At 67.6% G+C, this 21,597-nt stretch carries 21 protein-coding genes; 13 read left to right on the top strand and 8 right to left on the bottom strand.

The genetic code is table 11. From position 1 onward, the window contains the following. The first annotated feature begins 4 nt into the window (after window positions 1-4). Window positions 5-568 (top strand): sigma factor, encoded by a 564-nt coding sequence (locus NFL01S_RS37435; protein ID WP_307614548.1) that lies wholly within the window; start codon window positions 5-7, stop codon window positions 566-568. Then, window positions 496-1,155, top strand: coding sequence for a DUF6596 domain-containing protein (locus NFL01S_RS37430; protein ID WP_307614546.1), 660 nt, complete (start codon window positions 496-498; stop codon window positions 1,153-1,155). The genes NFL01S_RS37435 and NFL01S_RS37430 overlap by 73 nt, the downstream gene beginning before the upstream one ends. Before the next feature lie 194 nt (window positions 1,156-1,349). Here NFL01S_RS37430 and NFL01S_RS02245 read toward each other — a convergent pair whose 3' ends face one another. Continuing rightward, window positions 1,350-2,615, bottom strand: a complete 1,266-nt coding sequence (locus NFL01S_RS02245) for a DUF2252 domain-containing protein (protein WP_084492367.1) — start codon at window positions 2,613-2,615, stop codon at window positions 1,350-1,352. 837 nt (window positions 2,616-3,452) lie between these two features. Between NFL01S_RS02245 and NFL01S_RS35145 the strand changes: the two genes are divergently transcribed. Continuing rightward, window positions 3,453-3,614: a hypothetical protein gene (locus tag NFL01S_RS35145; protein ID WP_157116161.1), complete on the top strand. Its 162-nt coding sequence runs from the start codon at window positions 3,453-3,455 to the stop codon at window positions 3,612-3,614. On the opposite strand, the gene NFL01S_RS02240 is transcribed toward NFL01S_RS35145, so the two are convergent. Continuing rightward, on the bottom strand, window positions 3,576-3,851 hold the full coding sequence (locus tag NFL01S_RS02240; protein ID WP_063915832.1) for a helix-turn-helix domain-containing protein: 276 nt from the start codon (window positions 3,849-3,851) through the stop codon (window positions 3,576-3,578). The genes NFL01S_RS35145 and NFL01S_RS02240 overlap by 39 nt on opposite strands. Before the next feature lie 268 nt (window positions 3,852-4,119). Between NFL01S_RS02240 and NFL01S_RS02235 the strand changes: the two genes are divergently transcribed. Then, on the top strand, window positions 4,120-4,923 hold the full coding sequence (locus NFL01S_RS02235; protein WP_084492330.1) for a peptidoglycan recognition protein family protein: 804 nt from the start codon (window positions 4,120-4,122) through the stop codon (window positions 4,921-4,923). Window positions 4,924-4,956: 33 nt separating this feature from the next. Further along, window positions 4,957-5,319, top strand: coding sequence for a hypothetical protein (locus NFL01S_RS02230; RefSeq protein ID WP_062970864.1), 363 nt, complete (start codon window positions 4,957-4,959; stop codon window positions 5,317-5,319). A gap of 74 nt (window positions 5,320-5,393) precedes the next feature. Here NFL01S_RS02230 and NFL01S_RS02225 read toward each other — a convergent pair whose 3' ends face one another. From NFL01S_RS02225 to NFL01S_RS02210, 3 genes are all read right to left on the bottom strand, one after another. Then, on the bottom strand, window positions 5,394-6,476 hold the full coding sequence (locus tag NFL01S_RS02225; protein ID WP_084492366.1) for a fatty acid desaturase family protein: 1,083 nt from the start codon (window positions 6,474-6,476) through the stop codon (window positions 5,394-5,396). 872 nt (window positions 6,477-7,348) lie between these two features. Next, entirely contained in the window at window positions 7,349-8,692 is a 1,344-nt protein-coding gene (locus tag NFL01S_RS02215; protein WP_084492365.1) for an NAD(P)/FAD-dependent oxidoreductase, read from the bottom strand. A gap of 114 nt (window positions 8,693-8,806) precedes the next feature. Further along, the gene (locus NFL01S_RS02210; protein ID WP_062970860.1) at window positions 8,807-9,418 is read right to left on the bottom strand and encodes a TetR/AcrR family transcriptional regulator; all 612 of its coding nucleotides are present in this window, start codon (window positions 9,416-9,418) and stop codon (window positions 8,807-8,809) included. Window positions 9,419-9,517: 99 nt separating this feature from the next. On the opposite strand from NFL01S_RS02210, the gene NFL01S_RS02205 reads away from it, so the two are divergent. From NFL01S_RS02205 to NFL01S_RS02170, 8 genes are all read left to right on the top strand, one after another. Continuing rightward, entirely contained in the window at window positions 9,518-10,924 is a 1,407-nt protein-coding gene (locus NFL01S_RS02205; protein ID WP_084492329.1) for a cytochrome P450, read from the top strand. Between the two features lie 111 nt (window positions 10,925-11,035). Further along, the gene (locus NFL01S_RS02200) at window positions 11,036-11,443 is read left to right on the top strand and encodes a Fur family transcriptional regulator (RefSeq protein WP_210744376.1); all 408 of its coding nucleotides are present in this window, start codon (window positions 11,036-11,038) and stop codon (window positions 11,441-11,443) included. Between the two features lie 31 nt (window positions 11,444-11,474). Further along, a complete protein-coding gene (gene katG, locus NFL01S_RS02195) occupies window positions 11,475-13,706 on the top strand; it encodes a catalase/peroxidase HPI (RefSeq protein ID WP_062970856.1) in 2,232 nt (743 codons plus the stop codon). Window positions 13,707-13,929: 223 nt separating this feature from the next. Then, on the top strand, window positions 13,930-14,796 hold the full coding sequence (locus NFL01S_RS02190; protein ID WP_062970854.1) for a universal stress protein: 867 nt from the start codon (window positions 13,930-13,932) through the stop codon (window positions 14,794-14,796). 467 nt (window positions 14,797-15,263) lie between these two features. Further along, window positions 15,264-16,289 carry an ABC transporter ATP-binding protein gene (locus NFL01S_RS02185; protein ID WP_084492364.1) on the top strand — a complete coding sequence of 342 codons (1,026 nt, stop codon included), beginning with the start codon at window positions 15,264-15,266 and terminating at the stop codon, window positions 16,287-16,289. Then, window positions 16,286-17,101 (top strand): ABC transporter permease, encoded by an 816-nt coding sequence (locus NFL01S_RS02180; RefSeq protein ID WP_062970852.1) that lies wholly within the window; start codon window positions 16,286-16,288, stop codon window positions 17,099-17,101. Before NFL01S_RS02185 ends, NFL01S_RS02180 begins: the two co-directional genes overlap by 4 nt. A 5-nt stretch (window positions 17,102-17,106) precedes the next feature. Further along, window positions 17,107-18,243, top strand: coding sequence for a sensor histidine kinase (locus NFL01S_RS02175; protein ID WP_062971332.1), 1,137 nt, complete (start codon window positions 17,107-17,109; stop codon window positions 18,241-18,243). After that, window positions 18,240-18,860: a response regulator transcription factor gene (locus NFL01S_RS02170; protein WP_062970850.1), complete on the top strand. Its 621-nt coding sequence runs from the start codon at window positions 18,240-18,242 to the stop codon at window positions 18,858-18,860. Before NFL01S_RS02175 ends, NFL01S_RS02170 begins: the two co-directional genes overlap by 4 nt. A gap of 208 nt (window positions 18,861-19,068) precedes the next feature. On the opposite strand, the gene NFL01S_RS02165 is transcribed toward NFL01S_RS02170, so the two are convergent. From NFL01S_RS02165 to NFL01S_RS02155, 3 genes are read right to left on the bottom strand one after another with little or no spacing between them, the layout of a single operon-like run. Further along, window positions 19,069-20,256, bottom strand: coding sequence for a thiolase C-terminal domain-containing protein (locus tag NFL01S_RS02165; protein ID WP_062970848.1), 1,188 nt, complete (start codon window positions 20,254-20,256; stop codon window positions 19,069-19,071). A 5-nt stretch (window positions 20,257-20,261) separates the two neighbouring features. After that, window positions 20,262-20,684 (bottom strand): Zn-ribbon domain-containing OB-fold protein, encoded by a 423-nt coding sequence (locus NFL01S_RS02160; protein ID WP_062970846.1) that lies wholly within the window; start codon window positions 20,682-20,684, stop codon window positions 20,262-20,264. Between the two features lies 1 nt (window position 20,685). Then, window positions 20,686-21,417 (bottom strand): FadR/GntR family transcriptional regulator, encoded by a 732-nt coding sequence (locus NFL01S_RS02155; protein ID WP_062970844.1) that lies wholly within the window; start codon window positions 21,415-21,417, stop codon window positions 20,686-20,688. Window positions 21,418-21,597 lie beyond the last annotated feature (180 nt).

The following is a 21,597-nucleotide window of genomic DNA, read 5'->3' as shown; positions in this document are numbered from 1 at the left end:
CCGGTTGCTGGCATTGCTCGCCGCCCGTTGCGGCGATGTCACCACGGCGGAGGACGCCCTGGCCGATGCCTTCGAGCGGGCGGTGCGGCACTGGCCGGTCGAGGGCGTCCCCGTCAACCCCGACGCCTGGTTGCTCACGGTGGCCCGCAACCGCATCCGTGACGTCGTCACCGGGGCACCCGCTCGCCGCACCATCGCCCTCGACCCGGTGCTCCACGACCCGGGCCTGCTGGACGAGATCGACCCGGAGGCTCTGGAAGACCGCCGGCTCGAGCTCATGTTCGTCTGCGCCCATCCGGCCATCGACCCGCCCGCCCGCACTCCGTTGATGCTCAACACCCTGCTGGGCTGTACCGCCGAGCAGATCGGCCGGGCCTTCAGCGTGCCCACCGCGACGATGGCGGCGCGCCTGACCCGCGCCAAGAGGCGAATCATGCAGGCGCGCATACCGTTCCGCATGCCCGAGCGAGCCAGCTACCCGCGCGGGTGGACGCGGTGCTGGAAGCCGTCTACGGCGCGTTCGCCATCGACTGGCACACCACCGGCCGCGAACGGAACGAGTCGCTGACCGGGGAGGCACTCCACCTGGCCGAGGTACTCACTCAGGTGCTGCCCGACGATCCCGAGGCGTATGGTCTCGCGGCCCTCATCGACCTGTGCACGGCCCGCGCGCCCGCGCGCACCGATTCCGCAGGTAACTACATACCGCTGGCGCGGCAGGACCGCGGTCGCTGGGACGCCGAGCTCGTCGCACGGGGCCACGCCCATCTCCGCCGCGCCTATTCGTTCGCCACCCTCGGCCGGTACCAGCTCGAGGCCGCGATCCAGGCGGCCGAAGGCGCCGGTGCCGATCCCGTTGTCCTCCTCGACGCCCATCGCGCGCTGCACCGTTTCGCACCGACGCTCGGCAGCGCGACCTCACTCGCCGCTGCGACCGCCCGCGTACACGGGCCTGCCGCAGGGCTCACGATCCTGGACGCCGAGATCGGTGACCGGCGATTCCAGCCCGCCTGGGCGGTCCGCGCCCACCTGTGCGTTCTGCTCGGCCGCTCCGGCCGGGCGTACGCCGCCTACACCAAGGCGATCGACTTGTCGCACGACGCTGCCGAGCGCCGGTTTCTCATGCAGGCACGCGATGCTCTGGGCAGACGGTAGCAGGAATTCCGCTGCTCGCCGTTCCGCGCGCCGACCACCGGCAAGTGCGATCAACCGGCGATCACTCGCGGGCGGCGTACTACTGCACAGAAAGCAGGCGACTCCGATCCGTGAACCGCGAAATCGGTGTCACAGACCGGGTTCGCCACCTGTCGCCCGCCGTCCGGATAGGCCCCGTCCGCGAGGGTGATAGGTCAGGCGTCGCGGGTCGATCGCTCGAGGCCGGGGATCTCGCCGTTGCGGAACGCGTCGATGAAGAGTTCGTGATCCGCCCGGGTCCGCCGCGCGTAGCTCTGACCGAAATCCACCATATCGCGGACGAATTCCGTTTCATGGGAGCCGATGGCCGCCATGATCGCTTCTTCACTCTGGAAATCGACCAGGGTCTGCTCGGAGTCGGCGTCGGAGACGCAGTGCATCCCCGCGGTGGCCTGGCCGAGATACTCGATGACCGGCCGCATCTCGGCGGGTTCGGTGAGGTCGGACCAGTCGAGGTCGCTGACGTACGGGGAGAGTTCGGAGACGATATAGCCCTGGTCGCCGATCTCGGTGTAACCGAGCCACGGATCGGCGTGGGCCTGGAGCGCGCGCTGGGATACCGCGGTGCGGTGCCCGTGGTGGCGGAAGTATTTCCGGATCCGCTCGTCGCGCACGATCCGGCTGGGCGCGGCCACATTTCCCTGTTTCATGGACAGGATCACATCGTTCTCCAGAGCCTCGGTCTGCCCTTCCACAAGGATGTTGTACGCGGGCAATCCCGCCGACCCGATCCCGAAACCCTTGCGGCCCACAATATCTTTGACTTCGTAGGTGATGCTGCGGAAGCGTTTGTGCTCCGGGATGGTGTCGAGGTACCGGGTGAAGGCGTCGAGTACCAGCGCGCGTTCGTCGTCCTCCAGAGTCCGGACGCCTTTGCCCGGCCGGAACCGGCGCTCGTAGTTCTCGACGACCGTGGTGCCGGCCAGCAGTGCGGTGCGCGTATTCATCCGGGCATCCAGCAACACATCGTGTACCGGACCCGTGGTGTTGCGCAGGTGCAGTTTGAAACCCTGTTCGTCGCGGCTGCCGTCGTGGAAGGCGCGCACCATACGCACGTAGGACCGCGCATAGGTCGCGATCAGTTCCTCGATATCGGCATCGGATACCGCTTTCCTGCGGGACAGCAGCGCCACACTGGCGCAGAATCGTCTGATATCCCAGGTGAATGCACCGAGATATGCCTCGTCGAAATCGTTGACATCGAAAACGAATTGGCCCGCGGAATCCATATAGGTACCGAAGTTCTCCGCATGCAGATCGGCCTGGATCCAGATCCGGCCGGTGCGCTCATCGGCCCACGGATCCTCGACGGCCGCCATATCGTGGTAGAAGAGACAGGCCGAACCGCGGTAGAAGGCGAACGGGTTATCGGCCATCTTGCGGAATTTCTTGCGGAAGGCGTCCGGATCGGTGGCGATCATGTCACCGAAGGCGTCGGTGAAGACCTCGACGATTTCGGCCTTGCGGTCCTGCGTGGTGTGCTCGCTCGTCCCGGAATGCGTATCCACGGTATGGGCCGGTCCTCTCGTCGTGCCTTTTATCGCCGCCGCGGGCCGGGCGGCGGTACCGGCTTCGATCGTGCCAGAACCGAATCTGCCCCGCCCGCTGTGACGCGGACACGGATCGGCGCGATCGGTGCCGTGGTGGCAGCGGTCGGCGGTTCCCGTCCTGCGATGTGCGGGCTCGACGATCCAGGGTTTTCGCGGCAGGTGCTGCGCCGACATCTGCCCGCAGGTAGGGCGCGGATCCTCCGGGTCGGGCGGGTATCCGCCGAACTCGGTGAGCCGCGGCCGGTCTCTCGGCGATCACCGAGAGACCGGCCGCGAGTTCCGTAGGAGGCTTCCCGACTCCGTATGTCGATGATGCTGGGCGCAGGCCGGCAGCGTGGCACCCCGCCGCCGCCGACACAGCCGAACTGAACCGCTTCTGCGGGGGTGGTTTCGCGCGCCGCCATCTGGGGGGTGACCGGCGCAGTCTCTGATCTGCTCGGTGACGGCCCGTGGCGGTGTGCCGGTGCGGGCAGCGGCGTGTTACCCGGCGGTTCTCATCGTTGGGCGGAACATGTTGCCGTGATGTTCCTTCCGGACCTGGGCGGATCGTGCGAGAGAAATTACACTCGGCATCGGGTTCGGGTGAGAGCCTGTGCCCGGCTCAATGCGTTGCCCCTCGTGGAGGGTGTCGAGTAGGAACTGTCGGGCTCGGTGGGGAATGCGGGATCGACCTCGCGGGCGTGGATCGGTAGGAACTGGAAAACGCTCATGGGCAAGGAAGCTCGGGACGCCACCGCGGCGCTGGCGGACCGTCTGGACAATGATCCCGCCACGACAACGGTTTCGTCGTTCGTCATCGAGGCACGCCGCCGCGGTGTGGACCCGTCGCAGTTACTGGATGCCGACTTCTTTCTCCGCGGCACCGACTAGCTCGCTGGGCCGGATCCCGAAAGCCCGGCAGATCTTGTACAGCTGCGTCACGGTCATCGCCCGTTCGCCGTGTTCGAGCCGGGCGATGGTCTTCTTGTTGTAGCCGGTGGCCTCGGCCAGTGCCTCCTGGGTCCAGCCGTGGCGGGCACGCATCGCGCGCACCTCCGCGCCCAGCGCCGCGTCCAGCCTCGCCTCCTCGGCGGTCGCGTCCTCCGACTCGGCGGGCGTCGCATTCATGTCGACCATTCTGGGAGGGGGCAGGGTCTTAATCAAGTGCCCGATAGCTTCGGCACGGCGTTCTCGCGGACCACCCACAGAGGGACCAAACAGGGGTGCGGAGAGACCGGAAACGGTTGAAAAGGGACCGAATCGGGCCTACTCTGAAGTAGAGCGGTTGTCTATCACCGCAGTTCAGGTCCTTGAAACTGCGGTGGTTGCCGCCGAACGACAGGCGGCGCCGGGAAGCTCGGTGCACGCGCGAAACGAAACGACGTAGGAGGGTCCGATGAGCTGGAGCGGTGACCCGACCTGGCTGGCCGATGTGCTCCGCGACGCCGGCCTGGCCGTTGTCGAACACGACGGCTGGCGCGAACGCGGCCACGGCGATTTCCTCGATATTCGTGGAGTTCTATGCCATCACACGGCCGGCGGCGGACCGGACGACTGGCGCATCGTGCAGGACGGACGCCCCGGACTACCGGGGCCACTCGCACAACTGGTGCTCGAAAAGGACGGCAGTTACCGGGTGATCGCGGTCGGGGTCTGCTGGCATGCGGGCCGCGGCAGCTGGCCGGGCTGGCCCACCGACAACGCGAATTACCACACGATCGGGATCGAAGCCGTCTCTCGCGGCACTCCGCCCTGGGATTGGACGCCGGCCCAGCTCGATGCCTACACACGCGGCTGCGCCGCGATCCTGCGGCGGATCGGTCGCGGCTCCGGCGATTGCGTGGCCCACCACGAGTACTCCAGCGAGGGAAAGATCGACCCGGCGGGAATCGATATGAACGCCTTCCGCCGGGATGTACAGGCACTACTGGACGGAAGGGGCGAGGAAATGGCCTTCCTCGACGAGAAGATCACGAACTACCACGGTGAACAGGTCACCGTCCGGACCATGCTGCACTATCTCGACAAACATGTCGGGCACGCGCTCGACCAGCTCGCCGGATCGGGAACCGCTCGCGGCGCGGATTTCCCGGGCTGGGACTTCCTGGGCGACCGGACGACCGCCGAAGCGCTCGGCGTTATCGGTGCAGCCCTGAAAATCCCCGGCTTCCGAGACCCCACGAGCGACCGGCGCGCCTGACGAGTGCCCGCTGCGGCCGGAGAGGAGGACAGAATGATCACCGAGCTGGCTTCTGTCCTCGGCGGACTGGTCACCGGCGTCGGTGGTGTCTGCGCGGCCGGGTTGCTCAGCCGGCGCAAGCGCCGGGCCGATGCGGTACAGGTACTCACTCAGGCAGCCGCGCAGATGGTCGAACCATTATCACGGCAGATTGCGGCCATGACCGCCGAACTGGAGGCGCACCGCCGCGTGGTCGCCGATTCCGAACAGCGCTGCCGGCTCGCCGCGACCCAGCACACTTCCTGGGATGTCGTGGTCCGCTCGTCGCTGCTGAATCTGGGGGTCGACGTGCCGCCCCCGCCACCCATGACCGACGAAGGGCCCGGCCCGCCGCGTCGCGTGGACCCGCGACCGTAACCGGGCCGGCCGGCCGATATCGGCCCCGCCGCCACCGGGGCGGACCCGGACGGAATGGGGGGACTGCGGAGCTTCTACAGTGCGCTGGTCGCCGCGGCTGCCGTGCGGGTGGATCGGCCGACGGTGTTCAGATGCCCGATGGACTGGGCGTAGGAGGCGATCACACCGGTTTCGCAGTAGGGCACCCCGAGATCGGCGCAATACGCGGCGACGATCGGCTGGGCGCGGCGCAGGTTGGGGCGGGGCATGGACGGGAACAGATGGTGCTCGATCTGGTAGTTGAGGCCGCCGAAAGCGGTATCGACGACGAATCCCCCGCGGACATTGCGTGCGGTGAGCACCTGGCGGCGCAGATAGTCGGTGTTGTCACCGGCCGGGAGAACTTCCATACCCTTGTGGTTGGGCGCGAAGGTGGAACCCATGTACAGGCCGAACAGGCCCTGCTGCACCACGGTGAAAACGATGGCCTGCAGCGGCGGCAACACCAGGAAGACGACGGCCAGATATCCGGCGGCGTGCGCGAACAGCGTCCCGGCTTCCAGTCCGCGCCGGGGGATATCGCGGCGCACGATGGCGCGGACACTCGAGAAATGCAGGCTCCATCCTTCGAGCAGCAGCATCGGGAAGAACAGCCAGCCCTGGTACCGGAAAATCACCCGGCGCAGGCCCCGGCCCGTGCGGGCGCGCAGGGTCGAATGCGCGAGTATCCCCATGACGTCGGGGTCCGCGTCTTCGGTGTTGGGGTGCGCGTGGTGGCGGTTGTGGTTGCTGGTCCACCAGCCGATACCGACTCCGATCGCGAGGTTCCCGAAGAGGATTCCCAGGAGATAGTCGCGGTCACGGCGGCCGGTGATCTGGCGGTGCCCGGCATCGTGACCGAGGAAGGCCAGCTGCGCGAAGACCGCCGCCAGGAATGCCGCGGTACCCAGCTGCCACCACGATTCGCCGATCAGGACGAAAGCGGTCCACCCGGCGATCAGCGCGAGCAGGACGGCCGCGACCTTCCAGACGTAATACCGCGGCCGGCGGTCGAGCAGCCCCGCGTCGCGTACCTGCCGCAGCAACCCGGAGTAGTCGCTGCTCCGGGTGGTGCGGACCGGACGTGGTTCGTCGATCCGGTCGGCGGGAACAGCGTAGTCGGCGGCCTTTGCCGTCATGTGGTAACCGATCTCTGCACAGGTGTCTTTTCGCCGGTGGATCATCCATGACCGCCGCCGGCCGACCGTCGCGGTCGACTGTGCGCTCACCCTACCGTCGCCGCGGCGCGTCGCCGGTCCCGACCGCACGAATCGGCCGGTGACCGAGGCACCGGCCGAAACAGGCCGGTTCGTATCCCGTTTCCCGCTGGAGCGGGCATGCGCGATCCGCCGCCGGTGGCGCGACCGTTACCGCCACCGGATGCTCCGGCCGAGAGCGTGCCGGCGCGTAGCGCGGTCTCGGTGCGCGGGCCGAACGCGCTGCGGTGGGGTACGCCGAACGCATGATCCGGCTCTCCGACGATGTGGCCGCCGATACAGTCTCCGCCGGATACCCGCAGGCCAGCGCCGCGGTCGCCGCGGAATACGGCCGGGCGCAGACCACTGCGGGCGCGGACTGGAACACCGCCACGACCGGTACGGCCGACCTCACGGGATTCCTCGCCGCGAAACAGGCGATCGATCCGAGCGCGCCGATCCTCGGGTGGATGGCGGGTGCGCCGCCCACCGCCGCCGACGGGATCCGGCAGAACCGGGGTACCGCGCGACTGCCCGGCGTCCAGGGCGTAAACAGGGCTGGTCGGATCTCCGCCCGCCGGAGGCCGCATCAGCCTCCTTCGGTCCGGGGCTCACCGTTGCGGCCCACACCCGCGGCAACCCAGGAGACCAGCCGCCGCTGCCGAACGGGCGCTCGCCGAGGTTCGTCGGTGGTCCGGCGCCGGTCGCGGTGCGGTAGGACGTATCACCCGGATCGGCGTGCGGACTACCGGCCGGTATCGTGGACGACCCGTCGACCGGATCGCTCGATCTCATGGGCGGATTCCGCCACCGGTCTATACCTCGTGCCGGATACCTTCACTGGCGTGGAAGCTGGCCTCCTCCGGACTGACCAGACCGAGCAGGGTCAGCGGGCGAGGAGTGACGGCGTTGGTCAGATAGGTCAGGGTGATCGCCCACCGGTTGAGCCCGCGCGGCACCGCGTAGGTGTGATAAGCGCGGGTCACCGCCTTGGCAGGCAGGCCCGAGAGGCGAAACCCGAGCGGGTTGGCGACGGCGAAACGCGGGCCCAGGTCCACCACCAGCCCCATATCGCGATGCTTGTACGGCACGGGCGCCCCGATTCCCAGGCTCGCGGCGACATTGCGGGCGAGGATTTTGCCCTGCCGGGTGGCGTGCTGGGCGGTGGGTGGTGTGATCTTTCCCGGGTGGGTCAGGTCCGGTACCGCGGCCGCGTCACCGCCGGCGAATACGTCGGGATGGCCGGGGAGCCGCAGATCGGCGTCCACCGTCAACCGGCCGCGTTCCATCGGCAGATCGAGAGTGCCCAGTACCGGAGCCCCGGTGACACCCGTGACCCAGGCGACGGTGTAGGTCGGCACGGTCGTGCCGTCGGTGAGCACCACGCGGTCGCCGGTGAGTTCTTTCAGCGACATCCCGAGACGGATATCGATCCCGCGGCCGCGCAGGACGGACAGCACCTGATCGCTCAGTTTCTCGCCGACCTCCGGCATCACCCGGTCGGCCATATCGAGCAGCAGGAAACGGATCTCGGAGGGGTCGAAACCGCGGCGGGCGGCATAGGTGTCGGCGAGGGCGCGGAGCTGGGCGACCAGTTCGGTTCCGGCGTAGGAGGCGCCGACCACGACGACGGTGCGCCGGGCCTGCCGGATATCGGGATCGTCTTCGTGGTCGGCGAGTTCGAGCTGCCGGATCAGCTGTTCGCGCAGATACAGCGCTTCGGCCACGGTTTTCAGGCCGCGGCCGTGCTCGGGTAGCCCGGGGACATCGAACAACCGGGTCACCGATCCCGGTGTGAGCACCAGCCGGTCCCAGGTCAGTTCGCGGGTGCCGTGATGATCGCTGGTAACGGTGAGCCTCTTGTTGTTCAGGTCGATCGATTCCGCGGTCGCGACGATCAACCGCACCCGGGGCACGGCGTCGGTCAGCGAGACGGCGACGAACCGGGGATCGATGAGCCCGCCGGCGACGTCCGGCAGCAGTGGTGTGTAGAGCATGTAGTCGGTGGGGGAGACGAGGACGACCTCGGTATCGTCGCCTGCCGCGGCGAGCGTGCGGCAGAGTTTGCGGGCACAGGTGAATCCGGCGAATCCGCTGCCGACGATGACCACCCGCCGTGGTTTCGCTTCGCTGTCGGCGCTGTTCTGATGGTCCGGCACGGCCACCCTCCTTCGTCGTTCGGGTTTCCGGCGCGGTTCCCGGAACCCGGCGGTCGAAACGTGCCCGGCCGGTCCGAACGAGCGCAGCGTGGGAGCAGTACGGGCCGGGGCCCGTCAGCGATAGAGGCCGAGCAGGACACGGACCGCGGCGTCGGCGATCTCGTCGGCGGATACCCGTAGGGTGCCGTCCAGCCAGGCGGTCACGAGTTCGGCCATACCGCCGATGAAGAACAGTCCGGCGGTTTCGTCGGCGGTCTCGCCGCGGTGGGGGCCTCCGAAATGTTCCCGTGCCTCGAGCGCCGATTCGTGTGCCAGATGGCGGAGCAACTGGGTGCGGCGTTGCCGCAGTTTCGGGACGGCGACGGCTTCGATGATGGCGACCCGGCCCTTACGGGGGTCGTCCTCCAGGAGTTGGACGAACGCGCGGACCGAGGCGCGGACCCGGGCCTCCGGATCCTGTCCGGCGGCGTCGGCGGCGCGGCGGCTGATGTCCTCGATCTCGGCGGCGATATGGTCCAGCGCTGCCTCGAGCGCCGCGTCCAAGCCGGAGAAACTTTCGTAGAAATAGCGTTCGCTCAGGCCCGCCTCGGCGCATACGGCGGTCATCGTGGTCCGGATTTCGGGGTCCGCCCATACGGTCAGCGCGGCGTCGAGCAATCGGCTGCGGCGTTCGGCGGCACGATCGGCGGCGCTGACACCGCGATACACACCAGATTGCACAGCCACGTTTTCAGCATGCCACAGGCTCGGCGAATCGAAGGTTGACAGGACGTCCTTCCTGAATCAGGCTGGACGTGACAGAGACCACAGGACATGAGGTGAACCATGACGGCCGAGGCCTTGGGACCACGCGAGGAATCGGAACCGGCGCAGACCGCGGCACCGCGGCCGATCCCGGTTCAGCACCGCGACGACCGGGGCCTGCCCCTGGTCGGCCAGGTTTTCGAATACGCCAAGGATCCGGTGGCGCTGTGCCGCAGCCGCTGGGAGCGTTACGGCCCGGTGGCGCCGTTCCGTGCCCTCGGGAAATCGGCGGTCATGCTCCTCGGAGCGGACGCCTGCGGTGAAGCCTTCCAGAACAAGGACAAGGCGCTGGCCAATGGGCCCGCGTGGTCGGAACTGGTAGGGCCATTCTTCCATCGCGGCCTCATGCTGATCGATTTCGACGAGCATCACGCGCACCGGCGGATCATGCAGCAGGCGTTCACCCGGCCCCGTCTCGACGCCTACACCCGCCGTCTGCACCCCGCCATCGAACAGGGGGTGGCGGGCTGGGAACCGGGCAAGGAGTTCCCGTCGTACTGGAAGCTCAAGCAGCTCACCCTCGATATCGCCGCCGATCTGTTCATGGGCGGCGCCGAGGACACCGGCCAGGCCGAAATGGACCGCGTCAACAAGGCATTCATCGCCTGCGTCCAGGCCGCCGCCGGGATCGTACGTGCCGATATACCTTTCACGCGATGGGGCCGGGCCTACCGCGGCCGCAAGGTGCTCGAGGATTTCCTGCGCCACTACCTGCCCGCCAAACGCGCCGAACAGACCGACGATATCTTCTCGGTACTCTGCCACGTCGAAACCGAGGACGGTGAACGGTTCTCCGACGACGACGTGGTCAACCATATGATCTTCCTGATGATGGCGGCACACGATACCTCCACCATCACCACGTCCACGATCCTGCAGTACCTCGGTCAGCATCCGGAATGGCAGCAGCGTTGCCGTGAGGAATCGCTCGCGCTCGGCCCCGAACCGTCGATGGCGGAACTCGAGGGACTGGTCTCGATCGACCTGGTGATGCGCGAGGCGCTGCGCCTGCGCGCCCCGGTGCCGGTCCTGGTGCGGTATGCGGTGAAGGACACGGTGATCCAGGGGGTCCGGATCCCGGCCGGAACCGATGTGATCGTGGGTGTCCAGTTCACCCACATGATGGAGGACTACTGGACCGACCCGGCGGCCTTCGACCCTGCCCGCTTCGGCCCGGAACGCCGCGAGGACAAATCGCACCGTTTCGCGTGGGAACCGTTCGGCGGCGGGGTGCACAAATGTATCGGCCTGTATTTCGGCGGCCTCGAGGTGAAGGCGATCATGCATCGCCTGCTGCGCGACTACCACTGGACGCTCGACCCGGCGTATGTACCGCCGATGGACTACCACTCCCTGCCGTTTCCCAAAGACGGCCTGCCGATCACGCTGGTGGAGAACCGGGCGACCAGTTCGGCATCCACGGGGTGATCCGGCCCGGCAGGGATGAACGCCACAACGCCATCGGCCCCGCTATCCTTGACCGATTCCAGAAAACGGACGACACTTTCCGGTGTGCACACGGCCGAGGATTTCCAGCAGATGCTGCGGGGGGTTTCGCTACGCGTCACCGCACCGCGGGTCGCGGTGCTGAACGCTGTGCACGACAACCCGCACGCCGATACGGATTCGATCATCCGCACCGTGCGATCCCGCCTGTCGGCGGTATCCCACCAGGCGGTGTACGACTCGTTGCGTACGCTCACCGCGGCCGGCCTGCTCCGGTGTATCCAGCCGTCCGGTTCGGTGGCCAGGTATGAGACCCGCGTCGGCGACAACCACCACCACGTCGTCTGCCGGGGATGTGGGTCGATCGCCGATGTCGATTGTTCGGTCGGTGCTTCCCCGTGCCTGACGGCGTCCGACGATCACGGCTTCGCGATCGACGAGGCCGAGGTCATCTACTGGGGCCTGTGCCCCGAATGCGCGAAAGAGAACCGTTTTCGATAGCAGCCCGCACCACTCGTCAGGAAGGAATATCGTGACCTCCGATAGCCGTCCACCTGCTCCTGAGACCGGGACTTCGAGTAACAGCGAAAGCGAAAATCCGGCGATTCCGTCGCCGACCGCGTCGACCGACAACCGACCCCGCACCAACAAGGACTGGTGGCCCAACCAGGTCGACGTCTCGGTTCTGCACGCCCACTCCTCCAAGTCCAACCCGCTCGGCGAGGATTTCGACTACGCGAAGGAATTCGCGAAACTCGATGTCGAGGCACTGAAGGCCGATGTCGAGGCGGTCATGACCGACTCGCAGGACTGGTGGCCCGCCGATTTCGGCAACTACGGCGGCCTGTTCATCCGGATGAGCTGGCACGCCGCGGGCACTTACCGCATCGCCGACGGCCGCGGTGGCGGCGGCCAGGGCGCCCAGCGGTTCGCACCACTCAACAGCTGGCCCGACAATGCCAGCCTGGACAAGGCCCGCCGGCTGCTGTGGCCGGTGAAGCAGAAGTACGGCACCAAGATCTCCTGGGCCGATCTGCTGGTGTTCGCCGGGAACGTCGCGCTCGACTCGATGGGTTTCCAGACCTTCGGTTTCGGGTTCGGCCGCCCCGATATCTGGGAGCCGGAGGAGATCTACTGGGGGCCGGAGGACACCTGGCTCGGCGACGAACGCTACAGCGGCGACCGCGAACTCTCCGGCCCGCTCGCCAATGTCCAGATGGGTCTGATCTATGTGAACCCGGAGGGCCCCAACGGCCGGCCCGACCCGGTGGCGGCCGCCCGCGATATCCGGGAGACCTTCGGGCGGATGGCCATGAACGATGTGGAGACCGCCGCGCTGATCGTCGGCGGCCACAGTTTCGGCAAAACCCACGGTGCCGGTGATCCGAGCCTCGTCGGCCCCGAACCCGAAGCGGCCCCGATCGAACAGCAGGGTCTGGGCTGGAAGAGCTCCCACGGCACAGGGGTCGGCCGTGATGCGATCACCGGTGGACCGGAGGTCATCTGGACCTCGACCCCCACCCAGTGGAGCAACGGTTTCCTGAAGAACCTGTACGGCTACGAATGGGAGCTGACCAAGAGCCCGGCGGGTGCGTGGCAGTGGAAACCGAAGGACGCGTCGGGCGAAGGCACCATCCCCGACCCGTTCGGCGGCCCGGCCCGCGCCCCGAGCATGCTCACCACCGATATCGCCCTGCGCGAGGACCCGATCTACCGGGAGATCACCAGCCGGTGGCTGGAACATCCCGAGGAACTCGCCGAGCAGTTCGCCAAGGCCTGGTACAAGCTGCTGCACCGCGATATGGGCCCGATCAGCCGGTATCTCGGCCCCTGGGTACCCGAACCGCAGCTGTGGCAGGATCCGGTACCGCCGGTGGACCACGAACTGATCGACGAAGCCGATATCGTCGCGTTGAAGAGCAAGATCCTCGATTCCGGCCTGTCGGTCGCGCAACTGGTCAAAACCGCCTGGGCCTCGGCGGCGAGCTTCCGCAGCACCGATAAACGTGGCGGCGCCAACGGTGCCCGCATCCGGCTCGAACCGCAGAAGAACTGGGAGGTCAACGAACCGGCCGAACTCGCCCGGGTACTGCCCGTTCTCGAACGGATCCAGCAGGACTTCAACAGCTCCGCCACCGGGGGTAAGCGCGTCTCGCTGGCCGACGTGATCGTCCTCGGCGGCGCGGCGGCCGTCCAGCAGGCGGCAAAGGACGCCGGATACGACATCACGGTGCCGTTCTCGCCCGGACGTACGGACGCCACCCAGGAAAACACCGATGTGGAAGCGGCCGCGGTACTCGAACCGCGGGCCGACGGCTTCCGCAATTATGTGCGGGCAGGGGAGAAAGCGCCCCTGGAAACGCTGCTGGTCGACCGCGCCTACATGCTGGACCTGACCGCTCCGGAACTGACGGTCCTGCTCGGTGGCCTGCGGGTCCTCGGCGTCAATCACGGCGGTAGCACGCACGGCGTGTTCACCGATCGCCCCGGGGTTCTGACCACCGACTTCTTCGTCAACCTCCTGGATCAGGGCACCGAATGGAAGGCCTCGGAATCGGCGGAAAACGTCTACGAGGGCTTCGGCCGGCGAACGGGTGAGCGCAAGTGGACCGCCACCGCCAACGATCTGGTCTTCGGATCCCATTCCGTGCTGCGTTCGGTGGCCGAGGTCTACGCCCAGCGCGATGCCGGGCCGCGGTTCATCCGGGATTTCGTCTCGGCGTGGGTCAAGGTCGCCGAAAACGATCGGTTCGATCTCCGCTGACCATGTAGTCCTGAACCGGGCCGGTTCGCGAAGGACCGGCCCGGTTGTGCGCAACCGGGCCGGTCGCACGGCGCGGCCCGTCCGGTAGCGATTGCGCCACAACCCGGACACGGGTCCGGTGCGTGCGTGCCGGGGCCGCGGTACCGCCCATATCCTCGACGAAGGACGACGCGGCCCCGCGATTCCGCCGCACCGAGCAGGGCGAGGCGAGAGGCAATCCGATATGGCCACACATTCCGAACCGCCGATCATCGTCGGTATCGACGGTTCACCCACATCCCTCGACGCGCTGCGCTGGGCGGCCCGCCGTGCGGCGCTGCACCGCTGCCCACTCCACCTCGTCCACGCGATCGGCGCCCCGGTCACCTTCGGCCCGGAGATCAGCGTGGTCGGCCTCGACAATCAGGCGCTGCGCGCCGACGGTGAGACGATCCTCGCCGCCGCCGAGGAAACTGCCCGCGAAACGGCGGCCGATCTCGATATCACCACCACCGTCGCCGACCTCGGTGCTACCACGGTCTTGATCGACCTCTCCGCGGACGCCCGCATGGTCGTCGTGGGGACCCGCGGCCTCGGCACTCTCGGCCGGCTCCTGCTCGGCTCGGTGAGCACCTCACTCGCCCGCCACGCGCACTGCCCGGTCGCGGTGATCCCGGATACGGAGGAACCGGCCCGCGATCTCGGGCAGCGCCCGGTGGTCGTCGGTGTGGACGGGTCACCGCGCGGCCAGGAAGCCGTCGATATCGCGTTCGAGGAAGCCGCCCGCGGATACGTCGGCGTGATCGCGGTGACCACCTGGTCGGAATCGTTCCGCTATATCTCCCGTGACGAAATGCAGGAACAAGCCCGCGCCTTGCAGGCCGAGAGCCTGGCCGGCCGCGCCGAGCGTTACCCCGACGTGGCGGTCACCTCGGTCGTCGCCGAGGACCGGCCCGCCCGCCGGATCCTGGCCGAATCCGAGAACGCGCAGCTCATAGTCGTCGGAAGTCACGGCCGCGGCGGGTTCGCGGGGATGACGCTCGGTTCGGTCGGCCAAGCGGTCCTGCACAGCACCCGGGTCCCGCTGCTGATCGCTCGCTCCCGCGACTGATCGCCCGCTCCCGCGACTTACAGGCCGGTGTCCGGCGCCGGGCCTCGCCATCGACCGGAGTGGGGGCTTCGGGGCCTGGTCGTGCACCCGGCCGCAATTCGGCTGCCCGATAGCGGATCGGTGTGGCCCGTCACCGGTTGTGGATTCCTGGTCCCGCCCCATAGATCCTCGGCCGCCCGTCCGGGCGACGACCTACACGACCGCTCGTCACACACTCGTGGCGAGCGGTCGACACAGCGGACTCGGGTGCACACGCGGACTCGGCACGGATCCGGCGCGCCCGAGCCGCCGACAGCGCCCGCGACCGCAGTCACCGCGAGCGCGGCTCCCCGGCCGGTCGCCACCACATTGCCGGCCCCCCCGGGGGCTGATCATGACATTTGTCAGTACTTGCCCATGAACTATTCATCGCGGATCGATGACTGGCCGTACTACTGGTGACCGGTCGTCTCGGTGAGGGTGTAGGTATGAACAGAACGGAAAACCGATCGCCGGATCCGGGTGCCGAGCGGTCGTATGGAGCCGCTGCGGGCTCCCGGCCTACCGCACCGGCAGCGGCGAACGAGGTCATCAGCGCGCGTGCTCTGCGCCGGACCTACGGTCGGGGAAAGGACGCGTTCGAGGCGGTCCGGGGCGTGGATATCGACGTCGCCGAGGGGGAGGTTTTCGCGCTGCTGGGCACCAACGGCGCCGGAAAGACCTCGACCCTGGACATTCTCGAGGGGCTCACCGCACCGTCTGCCGGGGAGGTGCGGGTGTTCGGGCTGGATCCCCGGCGCGATCGCGCGCAGGTCCGCGCACAGGTGGGGATCATGCTGCAATCCGGCGGGCTACCGGCCGAGCTGACCGTCGGCGAAACACTCGAGATGTGGCGTGGGACGTGCACCGCCCCCACTACGGCCGATATGGTGCTCGCGCAAGTGGGGCTCACCGGCCGTGTCGATGTGCGGGTCGGCTCGCTCTCCGGCGGTGAGCGCCGTCGCGTCGATATGGCCTGTGCACTGCTGGGGCAGCCGCGTCTGCTGTTCCTCGACGAACCGACCACCGGTCTCGACCCCGAGAGCCGCCGCGCCACCTGGCAATTGCTCGCGGACCTGAAAGCGGCCGGCGTGACGATGGTGCTCACGACGCACTACCTGGACGAGGCCGAGGCGCTGGCCGACCGCATCGCGATCATGCACCGCGGCACGATCGCGCGCCGCGGCACCCTGCGCGATATCGTCGACGGCCATCCCGCCCGGATCGTCTTCGACCACCCCGGGCTACCGCTACCTCCACTGCCCACCGCCGTTGTCGATGCGGGAGAACGGGTTACCGTCAGCACCCACGATCTCCAGGGGCATCTGCTCGAACTGCTCGGCTGGGCTCGTGCGCACGGTATCCGCCTGGCCGGTCTGGACGCGCGCGCCGCCTCACTCGAATCGGTATTCCTCGATATCGCCGCTGCCGGTGGATCGGCGGACGAGCCGCAACTGATCGGAGCTTCCCGATGACCGCCACCACGACTCCGCCCGCCGGTTTTCGCCGCCGCCCGCTGCAGGCGCTCGCGAAGGCCGAATACCTGCAGTTCCGACGGAACAAGACACTGGTCTACACGGCGACCGTTTTCCCGATCGGGCTGCCGCTGGCGTTGTACTTCTTCTCGCGCCGGGATGCAGAACCCACCGCAGCGATGGCCGCGACAGCGTTCGAGATGTTCGCCCTGGTGGCACTGCTGTTCATGCAGTACTACTCGGTGCTGTCCATGGTGACGACCCGCCGCGGCGAGGGGGTACTGAAACGGCTACGGACAGGTGAGGCCGCCGACTGGCAGATCCAGACGGCGCCGGGCGTGCCCGGTGCCGCGGTGACACTGTTCTGCACGGTCGGCGTCGCCGCGGTGATCTACGGTACCGGTGCGCCCGCGCCGGTGAATCCGTTCGCGATCGTCCTCGCGCTGGTGGGCGGGATCGTCCTGTTCACGCTGCTCGCACTGGCCACCAGTGCCGTGACCAAGAACGCCGAGGCGGCCCAGATCACGTCGTTGCCGGTGATGACGGTCGCGATGCTCGGCCTCGGCTCGATCCGCGGGATATTGCCGGATCGGCTTGCCGATCTGGCCGAGTGGACTCCGTTCGCCGCCGTATCCGATCTGGTGTTCCTCGGTTCCGCAGGCCGGACCGCCCTCGGTTCCACCGACGATCCGGCACTCGACTTCGCGGGTACCTTCACCGCACTCGGCCGGCCGTTTGCGACACTGGCGATATGGATGGTCCTGGCGCTCGTGCTTACTCGCCGGAGTTTTCGCTGGGACGACCGCGGGTGAAGCGGGTGGCCGCATGGTGGCGCGCGCTGCCCGGTCCGGCCAAGTTCAGGCTGTACATGCGGCTGTCGCTCCAGGGGTCGATCCTGGGGATCGTCGTGGTGATGGTCGTCGTCGCGCCGCAACCGTTGCCGGCGGCCGGTATCGCGGTCGCCGGTATCGCGGCGGCTGCGGCGATCGAGGCACGCCCCGAATTCGCCACGTGGGCAACGGCCGCCACACGACAGTGGATGTTCCGAACAGCGACAGTGGTGCTGGCAGCGGTGTGGGCGATCTATGCCCTGGTGCCTGCGCCGGACGCGGCCGAGGCGGCACCCCTCGCGGGCACTCGGGCGGTAGGCCTCGTCACCGTGTTCCTGGCAGCCTTCGCCGTGATCCCGTACCTCCGGTACAGATGGTTGATTCTGGCGGCGCTGGCCTTCGCCACCGGTGTGAGTATGCGCCCCGACCTCGCCTCCGCTGCCCCGATCATTGCGGTGACCTTTTTCGGTGGTGCTTTCGTCCTCGGCACGATGCTGATCAGCATCTGGGGGATCCGGATGGTCGACGAGCTGGAGCGGACGAAGGATATCGAGGCCGAACTGCAGTTGGCGCAGGAGCGATTGCGGTTCGCCCGTGATCTGCACGATGTCGTCGGCCGCGGGTTTTCCGCGATCGCCGTGAAAAGCGAATTGGCGGCGGCGCTTTCGAAGGCCGGTGAAACCGGCCGGGCGGCCGGCGAAATGGACAGTGTGCGGTCCCTGGCCGTCGAGTCGATGGGGCAGATGCGGGCGCTGGTGCGCGGTTACCGGGATATCGACCTGCGCGAGGAGGTGGCAGGTGCACGATCGCTGCTGTCCGCGGTGGAATGTGCACTCGTCGTCGAAGGCGATCCCGCGGCCGTTCCCGCGCGATACCACGAGGTCGCCGCGTGGGTGGTGCGTGAGGGCACGACGAATATCGTCGAGCATTCCGCTGCCACCTCGGCGACGCTGACTCTCGGTACGGCGGGAATATCGCTGCGTAACAACCGGCCTCATCCCACGCTGGGCGCACGGTCGGGATTGCGTGGCCTGTCCGAACGGCTCGCCCAGGTCGGCGCAACTCTGGAGGCCGGTTCGGTATCCGACGAGTTCGTTCTCGAAATCCACTGGGAGAAAAAGTGATCCCTGTTTTTCTGGCCGACGATGAAACGCTGATCCGTGCGGCGCTGGCGACGATGCTCGACCTGGAAACCGACCTCGAGGTCGTCGGGCACGTCGGTTCCGGTGCAGAGCTCGTCGCCGCGTGGCGGCGGCGCCACGAGAACGGGGAGCCGGTCGGAGTGGCGGTCATCGATCTGCAGATGCCCGGTTTGGACGGGATCGCGACCGCCGGGGAACTGCAGCGCCTCACTCCGGGGGCGGGCACGGTGATCGTTACCAGTCACGGCCGGCCCGGGTATCTCAAACGGGCGCTGGCCGGTGGTGTGCGTGGTTTCCTGCCCAAGACGACCTCGGCGGGCACCCTCGCGGAGGTTATCCGTACCGTCCACGGCGGCGGCCGATACGTGGACCCGGAATTGGCCGCGGAGGCCATCAGTGCCGGAGATACGGTTCTCACCGCGCGTGAGGCGGATGTTCTCGAGTACGCCGCCGACGGCGCCTCCGTCGAAGAAATCGCCCGCCGCGCGCTTTTGTCGCCGGGGACCACCCGCAACTACCTGTCCGCGGCGATGGCCAAACTCGGGGTGTCCAATCGCTACGAAGCGGCGTTGAAGGCCCGTGAGAAGGGCTGGATCTGAGCGGTATCGACGATCAGGTCGAGGTTCTCCCCGGTGAACCCGGTGATATCACCGGATACGGCCTGGTCGCCGCGGGGGAGTTGACACCGCGTGTCGTGGCGAATTCATCACCGGTACGGAGCTGTTCGCGCACGCCGGGTACACCTAGGCCCCGGGCCCCGGCGAGCTTCGTAAAGGGGACGTACGCCGGGCCCCTGAGCCCGGAGTTTCAGCGGTCCCGGCTGAAAACGAACGCGGCCGATTTGGCCAGTCCGTTGGAGACGGTGACCAGTGCCCGCGATGCCTCGGGCACTTGACGTTCCCCGCCCCGCCCGGTCACCTGCAGTACCGCTTCGGCGAGGTGTGTCATCCCGTGCAGCCGGCCCTCGCCGAGCGCGCCGCCGCCGGTGTTGACCGGCAGTATGCCGGTGCGGGCCGTATGCCCGTCCCGCGCGAACGGCACGGCCTCGCCGCGGCCGGCGAAACCCATACCCTCGAGCCAGGTATAGACGAAAACGCTGAAACCGTCGTACAACTGGGCATTGTCGATATCCGACGGTCCGAGCCCGCTGGTGTGCCACAGTGTCCGGGCGATCTGCCCGGCGCCTTCGACGAGATCCTCGAGAGTCATCACCGCGCCCGTCGGCGCGGTGTGGGTACCGGCGGCGAACCCCGTGAGCAGGGCGGGTGGCTGTCGCAGGTCCCGCGCGCGTTCTGTCGAGGTGAGCAGGAGGGCGACCGCGCCGTCGACGGGGATATCGCAGTCCAGGATGGACATCGGGTCGGCGATCATCCGGGCGTTCAGATACTCTTCGGCCGACAGAGTGGCACCCCGCCAGTACGCATGGGGGTTCTTCTGCGCGTTGTCCCGGTTGGCGACCAGGAACGGCGCCAGATCCGCCCGGGTGAATCCGTTCAGGTCGAGGTACCGGCGCAGTACGGTCGCCGCCCAGGCCGGTGGGTTGCTGAAGCCGAACGGCGCCTGGAACTGATCGGGCCCGGCGGCGATCGTGCTGTCGTAGTTGACGTACTTCCCCTTGGGCACGTGCAGCGACCGGTAGACCAGCGCATGTGTGCACACCCCGGAGTGGATTGCCATCGCCGCATCCATCACACTCTGCGTGACCATGCCGTCGGTGGATCCGGTCCAGGTGATCTGGGGTGTGATCCCCAGTAGTTGTGGCAGGTGATACGGCGTGACGACGTCGATCCCCTCGCCGGTACCCTTCGTTCCGCCGTAGCGTGGCATGGACGGCGAGGTCGCGACACCGTCCACATCCGAGCGTTCCAGGCCGGCATCGGCCAGCGCGCGATCGCACGCTTCCACCGTGAGCGCCGCCAGAGTGCGCGGCACACGCCGCCCGAGCTCGCTGTATCCGACGCCGGCGACGGCGATCTTGTCCCGCAGTTCCCACATATCTCTTACGCTCCCGCCGGCCGGAACTGCGGTAGGACGCAGTCCTCGGAGATTTTCTCGAAACTCACTTCGACCTCGGCGCCGATTTGCACCTCGGCCGGGCCGGGGCCGAGCAGGTTGGCGACCATGAGCAGCCCGGGCTGTTCCACCAGTTCCACGACGACGACCACCAGCGGCACGAGCGCCGCGAAACCGGGGCCGGGTGGATCTTCCAGAACGGTGTAGCTGTGCACTGTTCCGCGGCCGGAGACCGGCTCGTAGCGGAGGTCCTCGCTACCGCAGGCGCGACACGTCAGGCTCGGGGCGTGGTTGAACCGCGAACACCGGGCGCACCGCTGAATGCTGAGCGTCTGTGTGCGGAGGCTGTCCCAGAAACCCTCGGTCACATCGTCGGGGAAGGGCACCGGGCGGGTGCTTGCTGTTGTCATCTCACATCTTCCAGGTCACGGTCGCCGCCAGCGCCTCGGCGTAGTTCTTCTTGGTGTAGCCGGCCAGCGCCTGCATATGTGTGGTCATCAGTTCCTCTGCGCGGCCGGGATCGCGTTCGGAGATCGCAGTGGCGATGCAGGTATGGATCTCGACGGTCAGCTCCCGCTGCCGGGCCGGATATTCGACGCCGACCGCGGCGCCGTCGAGAATGTCGAACAGCGCGACGAACAGCGAAGCGAAGACGAGGTTCCCGGACCCCTGGGCGACGGTGGTGTGGAAGCGCCGGGTCTGGCTGAGGAATCCCGTGTGGTCGTTCAGGTTCTCCTGTTCGAGCTCGACGATCTCGAACAGCGTCGCGATATCCGTCTCGTCCATCCGCTCGGCGGCGAGCCGGGCCATATGGGGTTCGAGTGCGGCACGGGTTTCGATCACCGTTTGGAACGGGGCCTGTTGGAACTGCAGTAGCAAGCTCAGCGAGGTGGCGAGGGCCGAGCTGTCGGGCTGCTGCAGAATCGGGCCGCCACTGGGGCCGGGCTTGAGCGTGATGACGCCCTGGAGTTCGAGGAACCGCAGTGATTCGCGCAGTGTTCCGCGGCCGACATCGTAGGCCTCCAGCATGGCCTTCTCCGGGGGGAGACGGTCCCCGACCTGATTACCCCGGCGATTGATGTCGTCGACGATGCGCTGTGCCACGAGCAGCGCCGTCTTCTTCGGTCGTTCGGTAGCGGTCATCTGTTCTCCCCTGATGTGGCTGTTGTGCGTACTGTTCCCACACCCTACATTCAATGCTATTCATGTGCAGAGATTAGGGTGTTCGGGGCTCTGGTGAGTCGGTGGCGACCGGATGGGCACGAGGTGGCGGTCATGAGTGGCGGTGAACTGGCCGAGAGCCTCGCCGGGCTGGACCTGGCC

The organism is Nocardia flavorosea NBRC 108225, from assembly GCF_001613385.1.
Lineage (GTDB): Bacteria > Actinomycetota > Actinomycetes > Mycobacteriales > Mycobacteriaceae > Nocardia > Nocardia flavorosea.
Note: the sequence above shows the minus strand (reverse complement) of the source record. Positions and strands in the feature narration are given on the sequence as shown.